The following is an 18,321-nucleotide window of genomic DNA, read 5'->3' on the forward strand; positions in this document are numbered from 1 at the left end:
AGGCGCATTGCGGCTTTATGATACCGCCGTACCTTTCGGGGCCGAAAAAGCAAATGCGCGCCCGTGGGGGCGCGCATCGCAAGCCGTGGTCCGGACGCTCAGAAGAAGCGGCGGGCGTTGTCCCGGTCGTCGGTGGAGAGCGGGGTGGGCTCGCGGGTGAGGCGGGCGGCCTCCTCGCGGCGCACATATTCGGAGAACGGGTCGAGGGCTTCCTCCACCGCTTCCTCGGCCCGCGCGGAGATCACCTCCAGCGGCGGCTGCGGCGCGGGGCGGGCGGCGGGGGGCGCGGGATGGAGGTCCTCGGCCGGTACGGCGCGCTCGGAATCGGTGGTGCGCGAGGCCTTGGCGTCGAGCCACGGCAGGGGATAGGGCGAGGCGATATAGGCGACGCCGTCTTCCTGCTCCCAGGCGATCATGTGGATGGCCTCTTCCGCCGGCATGCCGGGCAGCGAGAACATTTGCGGCAACTCGCGGGCGCCGCCGCTCCAGCCGATGGTGTGGGCGAGCTGGAACGCCTCGTCGAGGAAGGCGGTCACGGCGGCGAGCCGGTCCGCACGCAGCGCCTGGGCGAAATCCACATCGAGAAGCCGGCGGAGATAGGTCTCCACGCTGTCCCCGGCGGCCCACTGGGCGCCGGAGGCGAACTGGTAAACATAGACGCGCGGACTTGCCATCACGCAGCTCCGATAAACCATAACTGGGGGCCCCTCATACCAAAAGGGACCCGAAAACACAAAATCGTGCTGCCACTTAACCAGGCAAGGCTTAAATTTTAGTGATCCCGCGGTGCAGCGACGGGCGGGTTTCGGCCCGGTCCGGGGCAGCCGGGCCGCGGCTTGAGCGAAAGGTCGCCCGGATGCCGATCACCCCCCGATCCCACGGCCTGTGGGACGCCACCGCCCCGCCGGCGCCGGCCCTCGCCCCGCTGTCGGGCGCGGTTCGGGCCGACGTGGCGGTGGTGGGGGCGGGCTATGCAGGCCTCTCGGCCGCGCTCCGCCTCGCCGAGGCCGGGGCTCGGGTGGTGGTGCTGGAGGCGGCGGAGGTGGGCTTCGGCGGCGCCGGGCGCAACGTGGGCCTTGTCAATGCCGGCCTGTGGGTGATGCCGGACGCCATCCTCTCCGCCCTCGGTCCCGCGCGGGGCGAGGCGCTGATCGCCTTCCTTGGCGCGGCGCCGCAGGCGGTGTTCGATCTGGTGGCACGGCACGCCATCCCCTGCGAGGCGGCGCCGGTGGGCACGTTGCATTGCGCGGTGGGCACCGCCGGCCGCGCCGAGATCGAGGCCCGCGCCGCCCAGTGGCAGGCGCGCGGCGCGCCGGTGCGGCTGCTGGACGCCGGCGAAGCCCGGGCCATGGTGGGCGGGGGCGCCTTTTCCGGCGCGCTGCTCGACCTGCGGGCCGGTACCCTCCAGCCCCTCGCCTATGCGCGGGGATTGGCGCGGGCGGCCCTGGCCGCGGGCGCGCAGATCTTCATCTCCAGCCCGGTGACCGCGGCCGGGGAGACCGCCGCCGGCTGGCGGCTCGCCACGCCGGCGGGGCATGTCGAGGCCGATCATCTCATCGCCGCCACCGACGCCTACGGTACCGGGCCGTTCGCCCCGCTGCGGCGCGAGCAGGTGCACCTGCCCTATTTCAACCTCGCCACCGCGCCGTTGCCGGAGGAGGTGCGGGGCACCATCCTGCCCGGGCGGCAAGGGGCCTGGGACACGCAGCCCATCCTCACCTCGTTCCGGCTGGACGCGGCGGGCCGCCTCGTGTTCGGCAGCGTCGGCGCCCTCGACCGCGTCGGCGGGGCTATTCATCGTGCTTATGTCCGGCGGGCGCTGGCTCGGCTTTACCCGCAGCTCGGCCAGATGGCCTCCGAGGTGGCCTCCGAGGTGGCCTTCGAGGCGGGCTGGCACGGCATGATCGGCATGACCGCCGACGCCCTGCCACGCTTCCACCGGCTGGGGCGCACCGGCGTCGCCGTGGCCGGCTACAACGGACGCGGCATCGGGCCGGGAACCGTGTTCGGCGCGCTGCTGGCGGACCTCGTGCTCGGCCGCGTGCGTGAGGCCGACGTTCCGCTGCCGCCGAGCGCGGTGCAGCCGGCCCGCTGGCGTCCGGCGCGGGAAGCGGTCTACGCCGCCGGCTCCGGCCTCGCGCATCTCGTCGCCGCGCGGTTCTGAGGCGCCGGCCGCGCGCTCCTTCCGGTTCACAACCCCGTTTCTTCGCCGTCCGACAGGTCGGGAGACTGCGCCGCTGCTCGACTTTCTATTAATAACTCAGATTGATTTATCTATTGACTCGCCATGCGCTCTGCGCTCAGATGCCATGCGGATAACGCATCCGTCCGGCAAGCGGAAACCGCGCCGGCGCACGTGGGAGGACGTTCGATGCACATGTGGTCACGGCTGCTGATGGCCGCTTCCGTCGCCTGGGCCGGCTGGGCCGCGACTTCGCCCGCGCAGGCGGCCGAACGACCGATCGTCGGCATCGTCATCAAGACCTCCACCAACCCCTTCTTCGTGAAGATGAAGGAGGGCGCGGAAGCCGCCGCGGCGCGGCTGGGCATGGAGCTGCGTTCCTTCGCCGGCAAGATGGACGGCGACACCGACGCCCAGGTCACCGCCGTGGAAAGCCTGATCGCCGCCGGCGCCAAGGGCATCCTGATCACCCCTTCGGATTCCCGCGCCATCGTGCCGGTGCTGGAGCAGGCGCGGGCCAAGGGCATCCTGGTGATCGCCCTCGACACGCCGCTCGATCCCCCGAGCGCGGCCGACGCCACCTTCGCCACCGACAATGTCCTCGCCGGCAGGCTGGTGGGCGAGTGGGCGGCCAAGACGCTGGGTGCCAACGCCAGGTCGGCCAAGGTCGCCCTGCTCGACCTCAACGTGAACCAGATCTCCGTCGACGTGGCCCGCGATCAGGGCTTCCTCCAGGGCTTCGGCGTCAACGTGGCCGACCCCGCCGTCATCGGCGACGAGAAGGACAGCCGCATCGTCGGCCACGACGTCACCCTCGGCAACGAGGAGGGCGGGCGCAGGGCCATGGAGAACCTGCTCCAGCGCGATCCCTATGTGTCGGTGGTCTACGCCATCAACGAGCCCGCCGCCGCCGGCGCCTATGAGGCGCTGCGCTCCATCGGCCGCGACAAGGATGTGCTGGTGGTGGCCGTGGACGGCGGCTGCCCCGGCGTGCGCAACGTGAAGGACGGCGTCATCGCCGCCACGGCCATGCAATTCCCCCTCCTCATGGCCCAGATGGGCGTCGAGGCGGTGTTGAAATACGCCACCGACGGCACCAAGCCGAAGCCCACGGACGGGCAGGACTTCGTCAATACCGGCGTGGAGCTGGTGACCGACCGGCCGGTGCCGGGGCTGCCCTCCATCGACACCGGCGCCGCCCTGAAGAAGTGCTGGGGCTGACCGGCGCGGTCGCCGACACGCGTGCGCCGGCCGGAACGGCCGCGGAGGGATCTGCAATGACAGACACGAGTGGGGAGAAACGCGGGATGCAGGCGTTCGAGACCGTCCTGAGCCAGCAGGACACGCGGGTGGCGGAATTCGAGGTCCACGCCAGATCCCCGCTCCAGATGCTGCAGCATTTCCTGCATGGCAATCCGACGGCGGTGCCGGCCATCGTGCTGGCGCTCGGGGTCATCGTGTTCTCGGCGATCGTGGGGCCGCGCTTCTACTCGGCCTTCAACCTGTCGCTGATCCTCCAGCAGGTGACCATCATCTGCATCATCGGGGTGGCGCAGACGCTGATCGTGCTCACGGCCGGCATCGACCTGTCGGTGGGCGCGGTGATGGTGCTGTGCTCGGTGATCATGGGCAAGCTCGCCATCGCGGTGGGCCTGCCGGTGCCGGTGGCGTTCGCCGCCGGCCTTGCCACCGGCGCGGCCTGCGGCGCGTTCAACGGCCTGCTGGTGGTGCGGCTGAAGCTGCCGCCCTTCATCGTCACCCTGGGCACCTGGTCCATCTTCTTCTCGCTGAACCTGTGGTATTCCGGCGCCCAGACCATCCGCGCCCAGGACGTGGCGAAGGGTGCGCCGTTCCTGCAGTGGCTCGGCACGCCGGTGGACCTCTTGGGCGCGCGCCTCACCTACGGCACCTTCTTCATGCTGGGGCTGGTGGCCATCGTCTGGTACGTGCTCAACCGCACCGCCCTCGGCCGCCACATCTATGCGGTGGGCGACGACCCGGACGCGGCGCGCCTCGCCGGCATCCGCACCGACAAGGTGCTGTTCGCGGTCTATGTGGCGGCGGGCGTCATCTGCGCGCTCGGGGCCTGGGCGCTCATCGGCCGCATCGGCTCCATCAGCCCGCAGGCCGGGCAGACCGCCAACCTCGACAGCATCACCGCGGTGGTGATCGGCGGGGCCAGCCTGTTCGGCGGGCGCGGCTCCATCGTCGGCACGCTCATCGGCGCGCTCATCGTCGGCGTCTCGCGCTCCGGTCTCGCTTTGTCGGGGGTGGACGTGCTGTGGCAGGAATTCGCCGTGGGCAGCCTCATCATCGTCGCGGTCACCCTCGACCAGTGGATCCGGAAGGTGTCGGCATGAGCACCGCTGCTTTCAGCACGACTGCGGACAACGGCGCCGTGCGCCAGCCCCTCATCGAGGCGCGCGGCCTCGTCAAGCGCTACGGCCGGGTGACGGCCCTCGACCAGGCCGATTTCGACCTCTATCCGGGGGAGATCCTGGCGGTGATCGGCGACAACGGCGCCGGCAAGTCCTCCCTCATCCGCGCGCTCTCCGGCGCGCTGGTGCCGGACGAGGGGGAGATCCGCTTCGACGGGCAGAAGGTGCATTTCCGCTCGCCCCTCGACGCGCAGGCGGCGGGCATCGAGACCGTCTACCAGTCGCTGGCGCTGGCGCCGGGCCTGTCGATTGCCGACAACCTCTTCCTCGGCCGCGAGCTGCGCAAGCCGGGCATGCTCGGCTCGGTGTTCCGCATGCTCGACCGCAAGAAGATGCAGCGCATGGCCCGCGAGAAGCTCACCGAGCTGGGCCTGATGACGGTGCAGTCCATCAACCAGCCGGTGGAGACGCTGTCGGGCGGCCAGCGGCAGGGCATCGCGGTGGCCCGCGCCACCGCCTTCGGCTCGCGCGTGGTGATCCTGGACGAGCCCACCGCCGCGCTGGGCGTGAAGGAATCCCGCCGCGTGCTGGAGCTGATCCTCGACGTGCGCCGACGCGGCATCGCCGTGGTGCTCATCAGCCACAACATGCCGCACGTGTTCGAGATCGCCGACCGCATCCACATCCACCGGCTGGGCCGGCGGCTGACCGTGGTCAAACCCTCCGCCTGCACCATGTCGGATGCGGTGGCGCTCATGACCGGCGCCCGCGCGCCGCAGGAGCTGGCGGCCTGAGGCTGGGTCGGTCATGGCGGCGTTCCGCGCCGCCGGGACCTTCCCCCGCGGGGGTGGGCAGGTCAATGGCACAAGCGCGGAAACAAACGCCCGGATCACGGCCTGCGTTGCCGTGACCCGGGCGTTTTGTTTCTGAAGGTGGTGCGGAGCTTTGCCGAGGTCGGGGCGCTCCCTTCCGTCATGACCGGCCTTGAGCCGGCCTTTCGCGTCTCACCGCTTGAAATCCGCCCCGTCCCTCAGCTGGCCATGGCCAGCGAGAGGCTGGCTTCCACTTCCGCCGCCGTCGGCAGGTCCGGCCCGGCGCGCGAGCAGGTGATGGCGGCCGCCGCCGTGCCGTAGGCCACCAGCTCGCCCATGGCCTCGGCATCGAGCGCGGCGATGGCGTCGCCGGACAGCCGTCCGGTCCGGAACAGACGGGCGAGCAAAGCGGCGTGGAAGGTGTCGCCCGCCCCCACGGTGTCGCGCACGATGACGCTGCGGCCGGGCACGCTGACCTCGCCCGCCTGGGAGAAGGCGATGGCGCCCTTTTCCCCGCGGGTGATCACCACCAGCCTGGCGCCGCGGTCGAGGAACAGGCGCGCCGCGTCGGCAAGGCCCATGCGCCCGCCGAAGGCGATGTGGATGTCCTCGTCGCTGGCCTTCACGATGTCGGCGGCGCGGAAGAAGCGTTCCGTGGTCTCGGCCCAGCGGCTGAGGTCGCCCACCACTCCCGGCCGCAGGTTGGGATCGACGCTGATGACGCGCCGCCCGGCTTCCCGCTCGGCCAGGGCCGCATAGGTGGAGGCCACCGGCTCCACCGCCAGCGTGTAGGAGCCGAAGGTGAGGGCGCGCACCTCGTCCGGCAGGGCCGCCGGCAGGCAGGCCAGCGCGAGCATGCGGTCGGCCGCGCCCTCGCCATGGAAGGAATAGAGCGGCTGGCCGTCGGCCTGGGTGGCCACCACCGAGATGGTGGAGAGGCAGTCGGAGCGTACCACGAAGCGCGGGTCCACCCCCTCGCGGGCCAGCACGTCCACAAGGTGGGTGCCGAAGCGGTCGCGGGAGATGCCGCCGAAGAAGGCGGTCGGCGCGCCGAGCCGGGCCAGCCCCACCGCCACGTTGAAGGGCGATCCGCCGGCTACCGCCCGCGCGGGCATCTCGTTGCCCTCGGGCGCGCTCACCAAGAGGTCGATGAGGGCTTCGCCGCACACGAGGATCATGCCGCGTCCCCTTCCGGGCGGATCACGCCCTTGCGCAGGATGATGTTGCCGTAGAGCCGCCGCTCGCCGCTGGCGACGATGGCATAGGCCGCGCGCACCCGGTCGTAGAAGCTCTGGCCGGCGATGGGCACGAGGCTGAAGCCGGGCTCGCGGGCGGCGATGGCGGCCTCGAACTCCGAAAAGACGCTTTCCTTGCGCGCGCAGTCGCCGAAGGCGCAGGGGCGGAAGGCGGCCTGCGGCACATCGGCATCCAGCGGCATCACGGACAACACCGCATCCACCAGGCGCGGGGCGTCGTGCCCGTCCATGCGCACCAGGCGCCGGGCATGGGCCTGCGCCGGATAATTGGCGTCCACGATGGCGATCTCGTCGCCGTGGCCCATGGCGCGCAGGGTGGCCAGCAGATCGGGACCCAGCAGCGGGTCGATGCCTTTGAGCATGGTCAGTCCTTGAACAGAACGTCGAGGTCGCGGCCGAAGGTGTCGAGCAAAGGCAGGGCCGCGCCGCCGATGGCCCGCGCGTCGCGGCCCATGGTGCCGGCGACGATGCGGGTCTCGGTCAGGCCCTGCCGGTCGAGGCGGGCGAAGGCGGCGGCGGTGCGCTTCACCAATGTGTCCCGCACCGGCGCCGGGAAGGCGCCATCAATGACCATGGCCTCGAAATCCACCACCGCGAGACAGGATGCGATGGCCTGGGCGAGGCCCTCGGCGGATTCCGCGATCCAGGCCTCCACCGGCGCGGCGAACCGGGTCCAGTCGTCCGGCTGCTCCCACAGCTGGGAGCCCTCAATGCCGATGGCGCCGAGCTGGCGTTCCAGCCGGTAGAGGGAGGCCGAACGGATGAGCTGCTGGACTCCCGCCCCGCCGCCGGGGGTGCGGGCCACCACCGGCATGGAGCCGAAGGCGCCGGCATTGCCGCTGCGGCCGGGAAACAGGCTGCCATTGAGCACGATGCCGCCGCCGATGAAGGTGGCGATGTAGAAATAGGCGAAGTCGCGATAGGCAGAACCGCCGCCGAAGGTCAGCTCCGCGGCGCAGGCGGCGGTGGCGTCGTTCAGCACCCGCACCGGGCCCGGTGCGATGCGGGAGAGCTCGGCGCCGAGGTCGAAGGCGCGCCACGCGGCGAGGGCACCCTTGGGCGCTTCCAGCACCTCCTCCCAGTTCCACAGCTCGAACGGCATGGCGATGCCGGTGCCGCAGATGCGGGCCCGGGCCGGGGGCGGCAGGGTCGCCATCAGGTCGGGCAGGGTGCGGGCGGCGAAGGCGATGAGCTGGTCGGGCAGGGGATAGGGATAGGTCAGCCGCTCGCGCCGGCGCACGCCGGCGACGAAGTCCAGCAGCACCAGCTCGCAGGCGCGCCGGCCCACCACCATGCCGAGGCCATAGGCTCCGTCGGGATTGAGCGAATAAGGTACCGCCGGCTGGCCGATGCGCCCGCGCTGGCGTTCGCCGGCAAGCAGCAGGCCGTCGGCTTCCAGCCGGTTCATGACCACGGTGGTGGTCTGCAGCGACAGGCCGGTGAGCCGGGCGATGTCCACCTTGGTCAGGCGGCCGTGGCGGCGGATCAGGGACAGGATCAGCCGCTCGTTGTAAAGGCGCACACCGGTCTGGTTCGTGCCGCGCCCATGCGGCGCGGGAGGCGGTCCGGGATCGTCCGGTACGGGGCTGCGCTGCATGAAATCCGTGGACCCCCGGGCCGGGCATGGCTGCGCCGGGCCCGGCGACGCCGGGTCCGCGCATGATCATGGCGAATGATGAACCAGGGCAACCGCTTCGTCAATTAATAAATCGTATTGATTTATTAATGGCCAGCTTTCCCGCGCGCGCGATGCGCGCCTCATCGCCGCGAGGGGCGCTCGGAAGTGGCAGGCGATGTTCATGAACGGGCCGTGCAGCGTCGCGGTGTAGCGGAAGTGCGACGTCGGAAGTGCGAGGTGGGGCTGGTGACGGACTGGCCGTCCGTATAGAGAGCGCGGTAGCCGAAGCGGGGGCGCTCCAGGCAGCGGGCGAACGCAAGCACGGCACAGCAGGACGCGGCCAAACCGCCGCCCGCGCGCCGACGACCCCTGGCCGAACCAGGGCCGGGCGGCCGCGCCGGCGATGGCGTCGCCATCAGATCCCCAGGCATGTCGTTCCCCTCGATTCGTCCCTCGCAACTGCCCGGCGCCCGCCCTCCGCTGGGGGACGCCGTGTTCCTGTCACCAGCGGGGCGGGTAAGGGGCGTCACCGCAATGGGGACAGGGACGGGGTGCCGCGCCGATCGCCGCGCCCGACGGCGAGTAAAGGCCGTATGCCTGAGCGTATTGCGCCGCCGTTTTTCCGTCTGCGGACGTACAGTTTGAACCCAGGCCTCCTGTCACTGGCCCAAGGTCATGGGCCTTGCGCCGAAAGCCGCCCGTTCGCCGTCTCACGCCACGAGCGGCACCACGGCGGCGCCGAGCAGGGTCGCCGCCGCCCGGGGGGCGAGCCGCACCTGGAGGCCGCGCTGGCCGCCATTGATGAAGACGGCCTCATGGACCATCGCCTGCTCCTCGATGGCGGCCGGAACCTTCTTCATCTGCCCGAACGGGCTTATGCCGCCCACCTTGTAGCCGCTCATGCGCTCGGCATCGGCCGGCTTCATCATCTGGGCGGACTTGCCGCCGAACGCCGCCGCGAGCTTCTTCATGGAGACCTCGCGGTCGGACGGCACGATCACGCACACGGCCTTGCCGTCCACCTGCGCCATCAGCGTCTTCAGCACGCGCTCCGGCGCCTCGCCCAGCGCCTCGGCGGCCTGGATGCCGATGCGGTCGGCATCGGGATCGTAGTCATAGCTGTGGACGGTGAAGGCGATCTTCGCCGCTTCAAGGGCCCTGGTCGCCCGCGTCACCCGCGACATGTCGAAGTCCTTTCCTGGTTGCGCGAACGCCCGCAGGCCGCCTGAAACGTCGCCCCGCTGCGGGAAGCCGTAGCCCGATTCGCGGCGCCGTGGCTGCCCGCCTCGGCCGGTTGCGAGCCGCCCCGCCCGTTGCCGCTGCCGTGGGGCATTGTCGGCGATTGGCCGCGCCGCCCTCAGCGGCTACGGTGACGGACGATCGCCGACACGTCGCACGCCCGCTGCCTGAGGAAGACCAGCATGACGCATTTTTCGACCAGGGCCGTTCTCGCCGCCGCTGCCGTTTCCCTGGTCTCCGTGGTGACCGCGTCGCCGGGGACGGCCATGGCGGACCCGGTGAAGGTCGGCTTCGTCTCCACCCTGTCGGGGCCGTCCGCGGCGCTGGGCGTGCACATGCGCGACGGTTTCATGCTCGCGCTCAAGGAAATGGGCGGCAAGCTGGGCGGCCAGCCCACCGAGGTGATCGTGGTCGATGACGAGCTGAAGCCCGACGTGGCCGTGACCAAGGTCAAGGCGCTCATCGAGCGGGACAAGGTGGATCTCATCGCCGGCGTGGTGTTCTCCAACGTGATGATGGCCATCTCCAGGCCGGTGCTGGAGAACGAGACCTTCATCGTCTCCGGCAATTCCGGGCCCTCGCCGCTGGCCGGTAAGGCCTGCTCGCCGTTCTTCTTCGCGGCCTCCTACCAGAACGACCAGAACCACGAGGTCATGGGCAAGTATGCCCAGGACAAGGGCTACAGGCGCGTGGTGCTGATGACGCCCAACTACCAGGCCGGCAAGGACGCCATGGCCGGCTTCAAGCGCCACTTCAAGGGCGAGGTGGTGGAGGAGATCTTCACCCCGCTCGGCCAGCTGGATTTCTCCGCCGAGCTGGCGAAGATCTCGGCCGCCAATCCCGATGCCGTGTTCACCTTCATGCCCGGCGGCATGGGCGTGAACCTCGTCAAGCAATATGCCCAGGCCGGCCTCTCCGGGAAGATCCCCTTCCTCTCCGCCTTCACCGTGGACGAGACCACCCTGCCGGCGACGCAGGATGCCGCCCTCGGCCTCATGTCGGGCGCGCAGTGGGCGCCGAGCATCGACACGCCGCAGAACAAGGCTTTCGTGGCGGCCTTCGAGAAGGAATACGGCGTGGTGCCCTCGCTCTATGCGGCGCAGGGCTATGACGCCGCCAGTCTCATCGACGGCGCGCTCAAGGCGACCGGCGGCAAGACCGCGGACAAGGCGGCGTTCGGCAAGGCGCTCGCCGCCGCCCCGTTCACCTCGGTGCGCGGCGGCTTCACCTTCAACACCAACGGCTTCCCCATCCAGGACTTCTATGTGGTCAAGGCGGTGAAGCGCCCCGACGGCAAGTATGCCACCCAGGTGGAGGCCAAGGTGTTCGAGAAGGCGCAGGACGCCTATGTGGAGAACTGCCCGCTGAAGTGACGCCCGCAGCCCCGCGCCGCCTTGGCCGCGAGCCCGGGCGGCGCCGGTTCCGTCCTCGTCTCAAGTCTGGCCCCATGACCACCGCCCTCATCGTGTCGCAGGTCCTCAACGGGCTCCAGCTCGGCGTGATCCTGTTCTTGGTCGCCGCCGGGCTCACCCTCGTGTTCGGGGTGATGGACTTCATCAACCTTGCCCACGGCGTCCAGTACATGCTGGGCGCCTATCTGGTGGCGGTGTCGGTGGCCTTCACCGGGCATTTCGGCCTCGGCCTCGTGCTCGGCCTGCTGGCGGCCCTGGCGCTGGGCTTCGTGATGGAGATCCTCGTCTTCCGCCACCTCACGCGGCGCGATCACCTCGAGCAGGTGCTCGGCACCTTCGGGGTGATCCTGATCGTCACCGAGGCGGTGCGGATGATCTTCGGCTCGGCGCCGATCGCCTTCCCGGTGCCGGCCACCCTTGCCGGCTCGGTCACGCTGTTTCCCGGCCTCAACTATCCGGTCTGGCGCCTCGTCATCCTCGGCGTCGGGATCGCGGTGGCGGGGCTGCTCTGGTTCCTCGTGAACCGCACGCGGATCGGCATGCTGGTGCGGGCCGGATCGACCCACCGCGAGACGGTGTCCGCCCTCGGCGTGGACATCGACCGGCTGTTCCTCTTCGTCTTCGCCTTCGGCGCCATGCTGGCGGGCCTCGCCGGCGCCATGGCCGGGCCGCTGGTCTCGGTGGAGCCGACCATGGGCGACCGCATCCTCATCATCGCCTTCGTGGTGATCGTGGTGGGCGGCGCCGGTTCCATCAAGGGCGCCTTCGTGGCCGCCCTGCTCATCGGCATGGTGGACACGCTCGGTCGCGCCTTCGTTCCGGACCTCCTGAAATCGCTCGTCGGCCGGTCCGCCGCGGCCACCGCCGGCCCGGCCTTGTCGTCCATGCTGATCTACCTGCTCATGGCCGCCATCCTCAGCGTGCGCCCCTCGGGCCTGTTCGGCGGGAGGACGGCGTGAGCCCTCTCGCCCCCGCGCCCGCCGTGCCGCGCCCGCGCGCCGGGATCGGGCAGACGGCGGCCCTGATGGCCCTGCTGGCGGCGGCGCTGGCCCTCGCTTACGGGCTGGGCAGTTCCTACGGTGCCGGGCTGGTGACGCGCACCGCCATCCTGGCGCTGGCGGCGGTCTCGCTCTCCTTCCTGATCGGGCAGGCCGGGCTCGTGAGCTTCGGCCATGCGGCGCCGCTGGGCATCGGCGCCTATGCAGTGCTGATCGCCGGCGAATACGACATGACGAACATCCTCGCGGTGCTGCCCCTCGCCTTTGGGGCCGCCGCCCTGTTCGCGCTCGCCACCGGCGCCATCGCGCTGCGCACCCGCGGCGTCTATTTCATCATGATCACGCTGGCCTTCGCGCAGATGGTGTTCTACGTGGCCGCCAGCCTGTCGGCCTTCGGCGGCGACGACGGCATGGCGATCGCCGCGCGCTCGACCTTCTTCGGCGCCCGCATCCTGAAACCGGATCTCCATCTGGCGCTGCTCGCCATCGCCCTGCTGGCGGCGGCGGCGCTGGGCCTCGAGCACCTTGCGGCGTCGCGCTACGGGCTCATGCTGCGGGCCGGCCGCGAGAACGAGACCAAGCTGGAGGCGCTGGGCCTCGACCCCTACCGCCATCGCCTGATCGCCATAAGCGTGGCGGGAGGCATTGCGGGTGTCGCCGGCGCGCTGCTCGCCAATCAGGTGGAATATGTCTCGCCCTCCACCATGAACTGGCACCTCTCGGGCGAGCTCATCGTCATGGTGGTGCTGGGCGGCTCGCGCCGGCTCGGCGGGGCGGTGATCGGCGCCATGGTGGTGGTCCTGCTGGACGAGGCGCTGGGCCGCTTCACCGAGCACTGGAAGCTCGGCCTCGGCCTCGTCATCCTCGGCGCGGTGCTGTTCCGCGGCGCCGAGGTGCGGGCGCTGCTCGGAAAGTTCTCCCATGGCTGAACCGGTCCTGGCCCTCGACCGTCTCAACAAGTCGTTCGGCGCGCTCCATGTGACGCGGGATGTCTGCCTCGATATCCGCCCCGGCGAGGTCCACGCGCTGATCGGCCCCAACGGCGCGGGCAAGACGACGCTGGTCTCGCAGATCGCCGGGTCCCTGAAGCCGGATTCCGGCCGCATCCGCTTCGCCGGAGAGGACGTGACCCGGCTCGGCGTCGCGCCCCGCGCCCGGCGCGGCCTGGCCCGCGTGTTCCAGATCTCCAACGTGGTGGGCGCCTTCACGGCGCTCGAGAACGTGGCCGTGGCGGTCCTTGCGGCCTCCGGCGGCGCGTTCGGCATGGGCCGGCCGGCGCTGGCGGATCCCGCGCTCCGGGCGAAGGCGCAAGACGTGCTCGACAGTGTCGGCCTCGCCGGGCGCATGGCGGTGCGGGCGGTCGAATTCTCCCATGGGGAGCGCCGCGCGCTGGAGCTCGCCATGAGCCTCGTGCAGGACCCCGAGCTCCTGCTCCTCGACGAGCCCATGGCCGGGACCGGGCGCGCCGAGGGCGAAAAGCTGACGCGGCTCCTGCTGTCGCTGAAGGGCCGCATCCCCATGCTGCTGATCGAGCATGACATGACCGCCGTGTTCACCCTCGCCGACCGGGTCTCGGTCCTGATCGGCGGCGCCGTCGCCGCCACGGGGGAGCCGGCCGTGATCCGCAGCGATCCCGTGGTGCGCAAGGCCTATATCGGCGAGGACGAGGCGGTCTGATGGCGGTTCCGCTGCTTTCCCTCGAAGGGCTCGATGCCGGCTATGGCGGCGCGCAGGTGCTGTTCTCCATGGCCTTCGAGGTGATGCCGGGCGAGGTCGTCACCCTGATGGGCCGCAACGGCATGGGCAAGACCACCACCATCCGCGCCCTGTTCGGCCTGCTGCGGCCCATGGCGGGGCGGGTGCGCGTGAAGGGGCAGGACCTGACGGCGGCCCCGCCCCACCGGATCGCGCAGGCCGGGCTCGGCTATGTGCCGGAGGGCCGGCAGATTTTCCCGCGCCTCACCGTGGAGGAGAATCTGGTCGCCACCGCGCGGGCGGCCGCGGCGCCGCGCGGCGACTGGACGCTGGAGCGCGTCTACGCCACCTTCCCGCGCCTGAGGGAGCGGCGGGCCAACCTCGGCGCGCAGCTCTCGGGCGGCGAGCAGCAGATGCTGGCCATCGGCCGCGCGCTCATGACCAATCCGGAGCTGCTCGTCCTCGACGAGGCCACCGAGGGTCTCGCCCCGGTGCTCCGCGCGGAGATCTGGGCGGCCATGGCGGGGCTCAGGGCGACGGGGCTCGCCATCCTGGTGGTGGACAAGAACCTGGAGGCGCTCCTGCGCCTCGCTGACCGCCATGTGGTCATCGCCGGCGGGCGCGTCGCCTGGAGCGGCACCACGGCCGAGCTGACGGCCGACCGGACCCGCGCGACGCGCCATCTGGAGGTCTGAGGCTAGAGCGCGATCCGATCAGATTGAATCAATCTGATCGGTGAATCGCCCCCTAAACTCAAGAAAGAGAGCACGCGCCGATCAGCTTGCGATGCAAGCAGATCGGCGCGTGCTCTGGGGGCGATGGGGCCGCGCTCTCACCCGTTGCGGCGGGCGCCCCGCAGGGTGGGCAGGCCGATGCCGGCGGCGTCGAAGCCGCCATCCACCGCCAGCTCCTGGCCGGTGATGTAGCTGGCGCGGTCGCTGCACAGGAAGAACACGGCTTCCGCCAGCTCCTCTTCCAGCCCGTAGCGGTTGAGCGGGATGGTGTCGTGATAGTCGGCGCGGATGGCGGGGGAGTGCACTTCCTTGGCCATGGCGGTGTCCACCGGGCCGGGCGCCACCGCATTGACGCGGATGCCGAGCCCGGCCAGCTCCACCGCCAGCTGCTTGGTGAGATGCGCGAGGGCGGCCTTGCTGGTGCCGTAGGCGGCCCGCAGCGTGGAGGCCCGCAGGCCCGAGATGGAGGTGATGTTCACCACGGCGCCGCCGCCCTGCTCGCGCATCGCCGGCGCGGCCGCCTTGGTGCACAGGAAGGGGCCGCTAAGGTTCACGTCGAGCACACGGCTCCATTCCGCGTCGCTGGTCTCCAGGAGCGGCTTGAACACGGCGATGCCCGCATTGTTGACGAGGGCGTCGAGCCGCCCGAACCGGGCGATCACGGCGGCCATGGCGTCGGCGACGCCTGCCGCATCGGACACGTCGCAGGTCAAGGCGAGGGTGCGGTCGGCCGCGTCCATGCGCGCGACGGCGTCCTCGAGCAGCGCGCCCTGGATGTCGAGCAGCGCCACCCGCCAGCCTTCGGAGAGGAATTTCCGCGCCACGGCGAGCCCGATGCCGCGTGCGGCACCGGTGACGAGGGCGACCTTTTGATCGGAGGAGGACATGAGGCGTTTCCCGGATTTCGATCCCTCTTATCGCGGGATGCGGGGAAACGAAATGCCTTTGTGAAACGCGGGCTTGCGCCTCTTTCGCAGGTCTCACCATGCGGACCGGCGCAGCCATCGCCGGGCGGTCCCGGCACCCAGGGGGAGAGGTGCCGGGACAGGGCGCGCGAGGGGGAGCCGGAGGCCTGGCCCTCCTCGCGCGCCGGATGCTCGGCGGGATGTCAGCCGTTGCCGAGGCCGCGGTCGCCCTGCTCCAGGAACAGGCGGTCCTGCTCGCTGAGGGACTGGTGGTCCTTCTGGGTGGTGAAGGCGTTGAACGGCTGGGAGGCCTTGCCGGCGTCGTGGGTGGCCGGCGCATAGGCACGCGGCGTCTCCCGCGTGTTGGTCCGGGAGCCTTCCTGGGCCATGGCGGCGGTGGACACGAGGGCGAGGGCCGAAACGGTGGCGATAAGCAGATGACGCATGGATCGATTCCTTGAAGTTGGATCGCAATCAGTCGAAGCACTCTCGTGCTGTCCGATGGTCCGCAGGCTAGGCGGCGCCTGTCGCAGAACTGTCTCCGCGAACCGGCCCGATCGTCGTCAAATGTCGCGTCGCAGCAGCTCGTCACAGCCCGGTACACTTGAGCGCCGCCGGCCCGGCCCGCCGGGGTCCCGAACAGCCCGCGGGCCGCCCGCAGGCGGCGGCGGCCGGCAGGCGCGAACGGCGCGCCGGCCAAGGCGCAGAGGCCTCCCGCCGGCACGGGATGGTCGCCAAAGATCGCAAATCCGTGAGTGGTTACAGTCTGATACATTTTTGAGGTGGGCAACGCCTGCGGTCCGCCTATGGTCCTTGCAGGAGCAAGAGTATGGACAGCGCACCCCACATCGCGATCGTCGACGACCACCGCGACATCCGCGATCTCGTCGGCAAGTACCTGACCCAGCACGGCTATCGCACCAGCCTTGCGGACAGCGCTGCGGCGCTGCGGCGCCAGCTGGAGCGCGGGGCCGCGCCCGATCTCGTGGTGCTCGACGTGATGATGCCCGGCGAGGATGGCCTTGCCCTGTGCCGCTTCCTGCGCAGCACCACCGACCTGCCGGTGATCCTGCTCACCGCCATGGCGGAGGAGACCGACCGCATCGTGGGCCTCGAGATCGGCGCCGACGATTATGTCACTAAGCCCTTCAGCCCGCGCGAGCTGCTGGCGCGCATCAAGGCGGTGCTGCGCCGCGTCCACAGCCTGCCGCCGCAGAAGGGGCACATCGCCGCCAAGACCGTGCGCTTCGACCGCTGGAAGCTGGACGTGGGCCGCCGCGAACTGATGGGGGAGGACGATGTCGCCGTGCCGCTCAGCACCGCCGAGTTCCGCCTGCTGTGCGCCTTCCTCGACCATCCCGGCATCGTGCTGAGCCGCGACCAGCTGCTCGATCTCACGGCGGGGCGCAGCGCCGATCCGTTCGACCGGGCCATCGACAACCAGGTCAGCCGCCTGCGCAAGAAGATCGAGGCCGATCCCAAGACGCCGGCCCTCATCAAGACCCACTGGGGCGGCGGCTACAGCCTGTCAGCGGAGGTGGAGCGCTCATGATCCGCCTGTTCAAGCGCAGCCTCGCCGCGCGTTTCATCTGCTTCACCCTGGTCATCCTCGCCCTGTCGCAGGTGGTGGCGTTCTCGATCTCCTGGGACCAGCACGGCCAGTCCATGCGCAAGGTGGTCAAGGGCGAGATGCTGAGCCGCTGCGCCGCGCTGGTGCGGGTGCTGGAGGCGACGCCGCCATCGCTGCAGGGCGACATCCTGCGCGCCAGCGCCACCACGGCCACGCGCTACTGGATCTCGCCGGCCTCCCCGAAGCCGCCCGCGGAATGGCGCGACACCGCCTGGACGGAGCTGCGCCGGCCGTTGCCGCGCGTCCACTTCCCCGGCCATGGCGGGGCGGGCGAGGAGGCCTCGCAGGCGTCCCAGTTGCCGAAGGAGCCCCGTGCCGGCGGCTCGCCGGACTGGATGCCGCTCTCGGCCGAGGTCTGGCCGCTGCCCAACCCGGCCCGGTTCATCTACGTGGACGATGCCAGCGGCATGGGCATCGCCACGCAGCTGTCCGACGGCTCATGGCTCAATGCGGTATTCGTGAAGCCCGGCCCCGAGGGCTTCTGGACCACCCGTTCCGTGACCTTCCTCGCCCTTGCCGGCGTGTTCTTCTGCGTGCTCGCGGTGGTGGCCGCGCAGGGCATCACCCGGCCATTGCGGCGCCTCGCCCATGCGGCGGAGGCGCTCGGCCGGGGCGAAAAGATCGACCCCCTGCCCGAGAGCGGCCCGGACGACGTGACCGCCATCGCCTTCAACCGCATGCAGGAACGCCTGACCCGGTTCGTGGACGACCGCACCCGGATGCTCGCGGCCATCAGCCATGATCTGCGCACGCCGCTCACCTCCCTGCGCCTGCGCGCCGAGTTCGTTGCCGACGACGACCTGCGCGACAAGATGCTCGGCACCATCGCCGAAATCCAGGGCATGACCGAAGCCACTCTCGCCTTCGTGCGCGCCGACGCCACCGCCGAGGCCACCCGCACGGTGGAGCTGTCGGCGCTGGTGGAAAGCCTGTGCGACGACCTGGCCGAGATCGGCTGGGACGTGACGTTCCTGGACTCGCCCAAGGTCGGCTGCCGCTGCCGGCCGGATGCGGTGCGCCGTGCCTGCCGCAACCTGGTGGAGAATGCCGTGCGCTATGGCGAGCGGGCGCGGGTGCGCGTGGAGCGCAGCGGCGACGCGGCCCTGATCGTGGTGGAGGATGACGGGCCCGGCGTCGCCGAGGAATTGCGGGAGCAGGTGTTCGCGCCCTTCGTCCGCCTCGAGCATTCCCGTTGCCGGGAAACCGGAGGCCATGGCCTGGGCCTTGCCATCGTTCGCACGGTGGCGCGCCGCCACGGCGGCGACGTGACCCTCGCGGGCGGGACGAGCGGCCTCCGGGCCGTCTTCAGCCTGCCCCTCGCCGGCAGCGGCCCCCCAGGCGAGGCGGAGCCGCCGGCCCGGAGGAAGGCGCTGGCGCACGGACTTCCGGCAGCCACCTGAGCCCAAGCGGGGCAGGGTTCCCGGCGGTTCTTGTGCGTCTTCACGGGCTTGCGCCGGGGTGC

At 70.7% G+C, this 18,321-nt stretch carries 18 protein-coding genes; 11 read left to right on the forward strand and 7 right to left on the reverse strand.

The window, feature by feature from the left end; translation table 11 throughout:
* Nucleotides 1-98: 98 nt before the first annotated feature.
* Nucleotides 99-674: a hypothetical protein gene (locus K9U40_RS10735; protein ID WP_282890188.1), complete on the reverse strand. Its 576-nt coding sequence runs from the start codon at nucleotides 672-674 to the stop codon at nucleotides 99-101.
* A gap of 182 nt (nucleotides 675-856) precedes the next feature.
* Here K9U40_RS10735 and K9U40_RS10740 point away from each other — a divergent pair, with 182 nt between their 5' ends.
* From K9U40_RS10740 to K9U40_RS10755, 4 genes are all read left to right on the forward strand, one after another.
* Nucleotides 857-2,164: an NAD(P)/FAD-dependent oxidoreductase gene (locus tag K9U40_RS10740; RefSeq protein ID WP_282890189.1), complete on the forward strand. Its 1,308-nt coding sequence runs from the start codon at nucleotides 857-859 to the stop codon at nucleotides 2,162-2,164.
* A 213-nt stretch (nucleotides 2,165-2,377) separates the two neighbouring features.
* Nucleotides 2,378-3,403, forward strand: a complete 1,026-nt coding sequence (locus K9U40_RS10745) for a substrate-binding domain-containing protein (RefSeq protein ID WP_282890205.1) — start codon at nucleotides 2,378-2,380, stop codon at nucleotides 3,401-3,403.
* A gap of 56 nt (nucleotides 3,404-3,459) precedes the next feature.
* Nucleotides 3,460-4,542, forward strand: a complete 1,083-nt coding sequence (locus K9U40_RS10750; RefSeq protein WP_282890190.1) for an ABC transporter permease — start codon at nucleotides 3,460-3,462, stop codon at nucleotides 4,540-4,542.
* Entirely contained in the window at nucleotides 4,539-5,354 is an 816-nt protein-coding gene (locus K9U40_RS10755; protein ID WP_282890191.1) for an ATP-binding cassette domain-containing protein, read from the forward strand. The genes K9U40_RS10750 and K9U40_RS10755 overlap by 4 nt, the downstream gene beginning before the upstream one ends.
* Before the next feature lie 236 nt (nucleotides 5,355-5,590).
* Here K9U40_RS10755 and K9U40_RS10760 read toward each other — a convergent pair whose 3' ends face one another.
* From K9U40_RS10760 to ybaK, 4 genes are all read right to left on the reverse strand, one after another.
* A complete protein-coding gene (locus K9U40_RS10760) occupies nucleotides 5,591-6,550 on the reverse strand; it encodes a carbohydrate kinase family protein (protein ID WP_282890192.1) in 960 nt (319 codons plus the stop codon).
* Nucleotides 6,547-6,990: an RbsD/FucU family protein gene (locus K9U40_RS10765; protein WP_282890193.1), complete on the reverse strand. Its 444-nt coding sequence runs from the start codon at nucleotides 6,988-6,990 to the stop codon at nucleotides 6,547-6,549. Before K9U40_RS10765 ends, K9U40_RS10760 begins: the two co-directional genes overlap by 4 nt.
* Before the next feature lie 2 nt (nucleotides 6,991-6,992).
* Complete coding sequence (locus K9U40_RS10770) at nucleotides 6,993-8,225, reverse strand: ROK family transcriptional regulator (RefSeq protein ID WP_282890194.1); 1,233 nt, start codon at nucleotides 8,223-8,225, stop codon at nucleotides 6,993-6,995.
* Nucleotides 8,226-8,956: 731 nt separating this feature from the next.
* Nucleotides 8,957-9,430: a Cys-tRNA(Pro) deacylase gene (gene ybaK, locus K9U40_RS10775; protein ID WP_282890195.1), complete on the reverse strand. Its 474-nt coding sequence runs from the start codon at nucleotides 9,428-9,430 to the stop codon at nucleotides 8,957-8,959.
* A gap of 237 nt (nucleotides 9,431-9,667) precedes the next feature.
* Between ybaK and K9U40_RS10780 the strand changes: the two genes are divergently transcribed.
* From K9U40_RS10780 to K9U40_RS10800, 5 genes are all read left to right on the forward strand, one after another.
* Nucleotides 9,668-10,858 (forward strand): ABC transporter substrate-binding protein, encoded by a 1,191-nt coding sequence (locus K9U40_RS10780; protein WP_282890196.1) that lies wholly within the window; start codon nucleotides 9,668-9,670, stop codon nucleotides 10,856-10,858.
* Between the two features lie 74 nt (nucleotides 10,859-10,932).
* Complete coding sequence (locus tag K9U40_RS10785; protein WP_282890197.1) at nucleotides 10,933-11,856, forward strand: branched-chain amino acid ABC transporter permease; 924 nt, start codon at nucleotides 10,933-10,935, stop codon at nucleotides 11,854-11,856.
* Entirely contained in the window at nucleotides 11,853-12,824 is a 972-nt protein-coding gene (locus tag K9U40_RS10790; protein WP_282890198.1) for a branched-chain amino acid ABC transporter permease, read from the forward strand. Before K9U40_RS10785 ends, K9U40_RS10790 begins: the two co-directional genes overlap by 4 nt.
* Complete coding sequence (locus tag K9U40_RS10795) at nucleotides 12,817-13,572, forward strand: ABC transporter ATP-binding protein (RefSeq protein WP_282890199.1); 756 nt, start codon at nucleotides 12,817-12,819, stop codon at nucleotides 13,570-13,572. The genes K9U40_RS10790 and K9U40_RS10795 overlap by 8 nt, the downstream gene beginning before the upstream one ends.
* A gap of 11 nt (nucleotides 13,573-13,583) precedes the next feature.
* Entirely contained in the window at nucleotides 13,584-14,285 is a 702-nt protein-coding gene (locus tag K9U40_RS10800; RefSeq protein ID WP_282890206.1) for an ABC transporter ATP-binding protein, read from the forward strand.
* 137 nt (nucleotides 14,286-14,422) lie between these two features.
* On the opposite strand, the gene K9U40_RS10805 is transcribed toward K9U40_RS10800, so the two are convergent.
* Entirely contained in the window at nucleotides 14,423-15,211 is a 789-nt protein-coding gene (locus K9U40_RS10805; protein ID WP_282890200.1) for an SDR family NAD(P)-dependent oxidoreductase, read from the reverse strand.
* Between the two features lie 221 nt (nucleotides 15,212-15,432).
* Nucleotides 15,433-15,675: a hypothetical protein gene (locus tag K9U40_RS10810; RefSeq protein ID WP_282890201.1), complete on the reverse strand. Its 243-nt coding sequence runs from the start codon at nucleotides 15,673-15,675 to the stop codon at nucleotides 15,433-15,435.
* A 383-nt stretch (nucleotides 15,676-16,058) separates the two neighbouring features.
* On the opposite strand from K9U40_RS10810, the gene K9U40_RS10815 reads away from it, so the two are divergent.
* Nucleotides 16,059-16,781, forward strand: a complete 723-nt coding sequence (locus K9U40_RS10815) for a response regulator (RefSeq protein ID WP_282890202.1) — start codon at nucleotides 16,059-16,061, stop codon at nucleotides 16,779-16,781.
* A complete protein-coding gene (locus K9U40_RS10820; protein ID WP_282890203.1) occupies nucleotides 16,778-18,259 on the forward strand; it encodes an ATP-binding protein in 1,482 nt (493 codons plus the stop codon). Before K9U40_RS10815 ends, K9U40_RS10820 begins: the two co-directional genes overlap by 4 nt.
* Nucleotides 18,260-18,321: the final 62 nt, after the last annotated feature.

It is taken from the genome of Xanthobacter autotrophicus (assembly GCF_030015065.1).
Taxonomy (GTDB): domain Bacteria; phylum Pseudomonadota; class Alphaproteobacteria; order Rhizobiales; family Xanthobacteraceae; genus Xanthobacter; species Xanthobacter autotrophicus_D.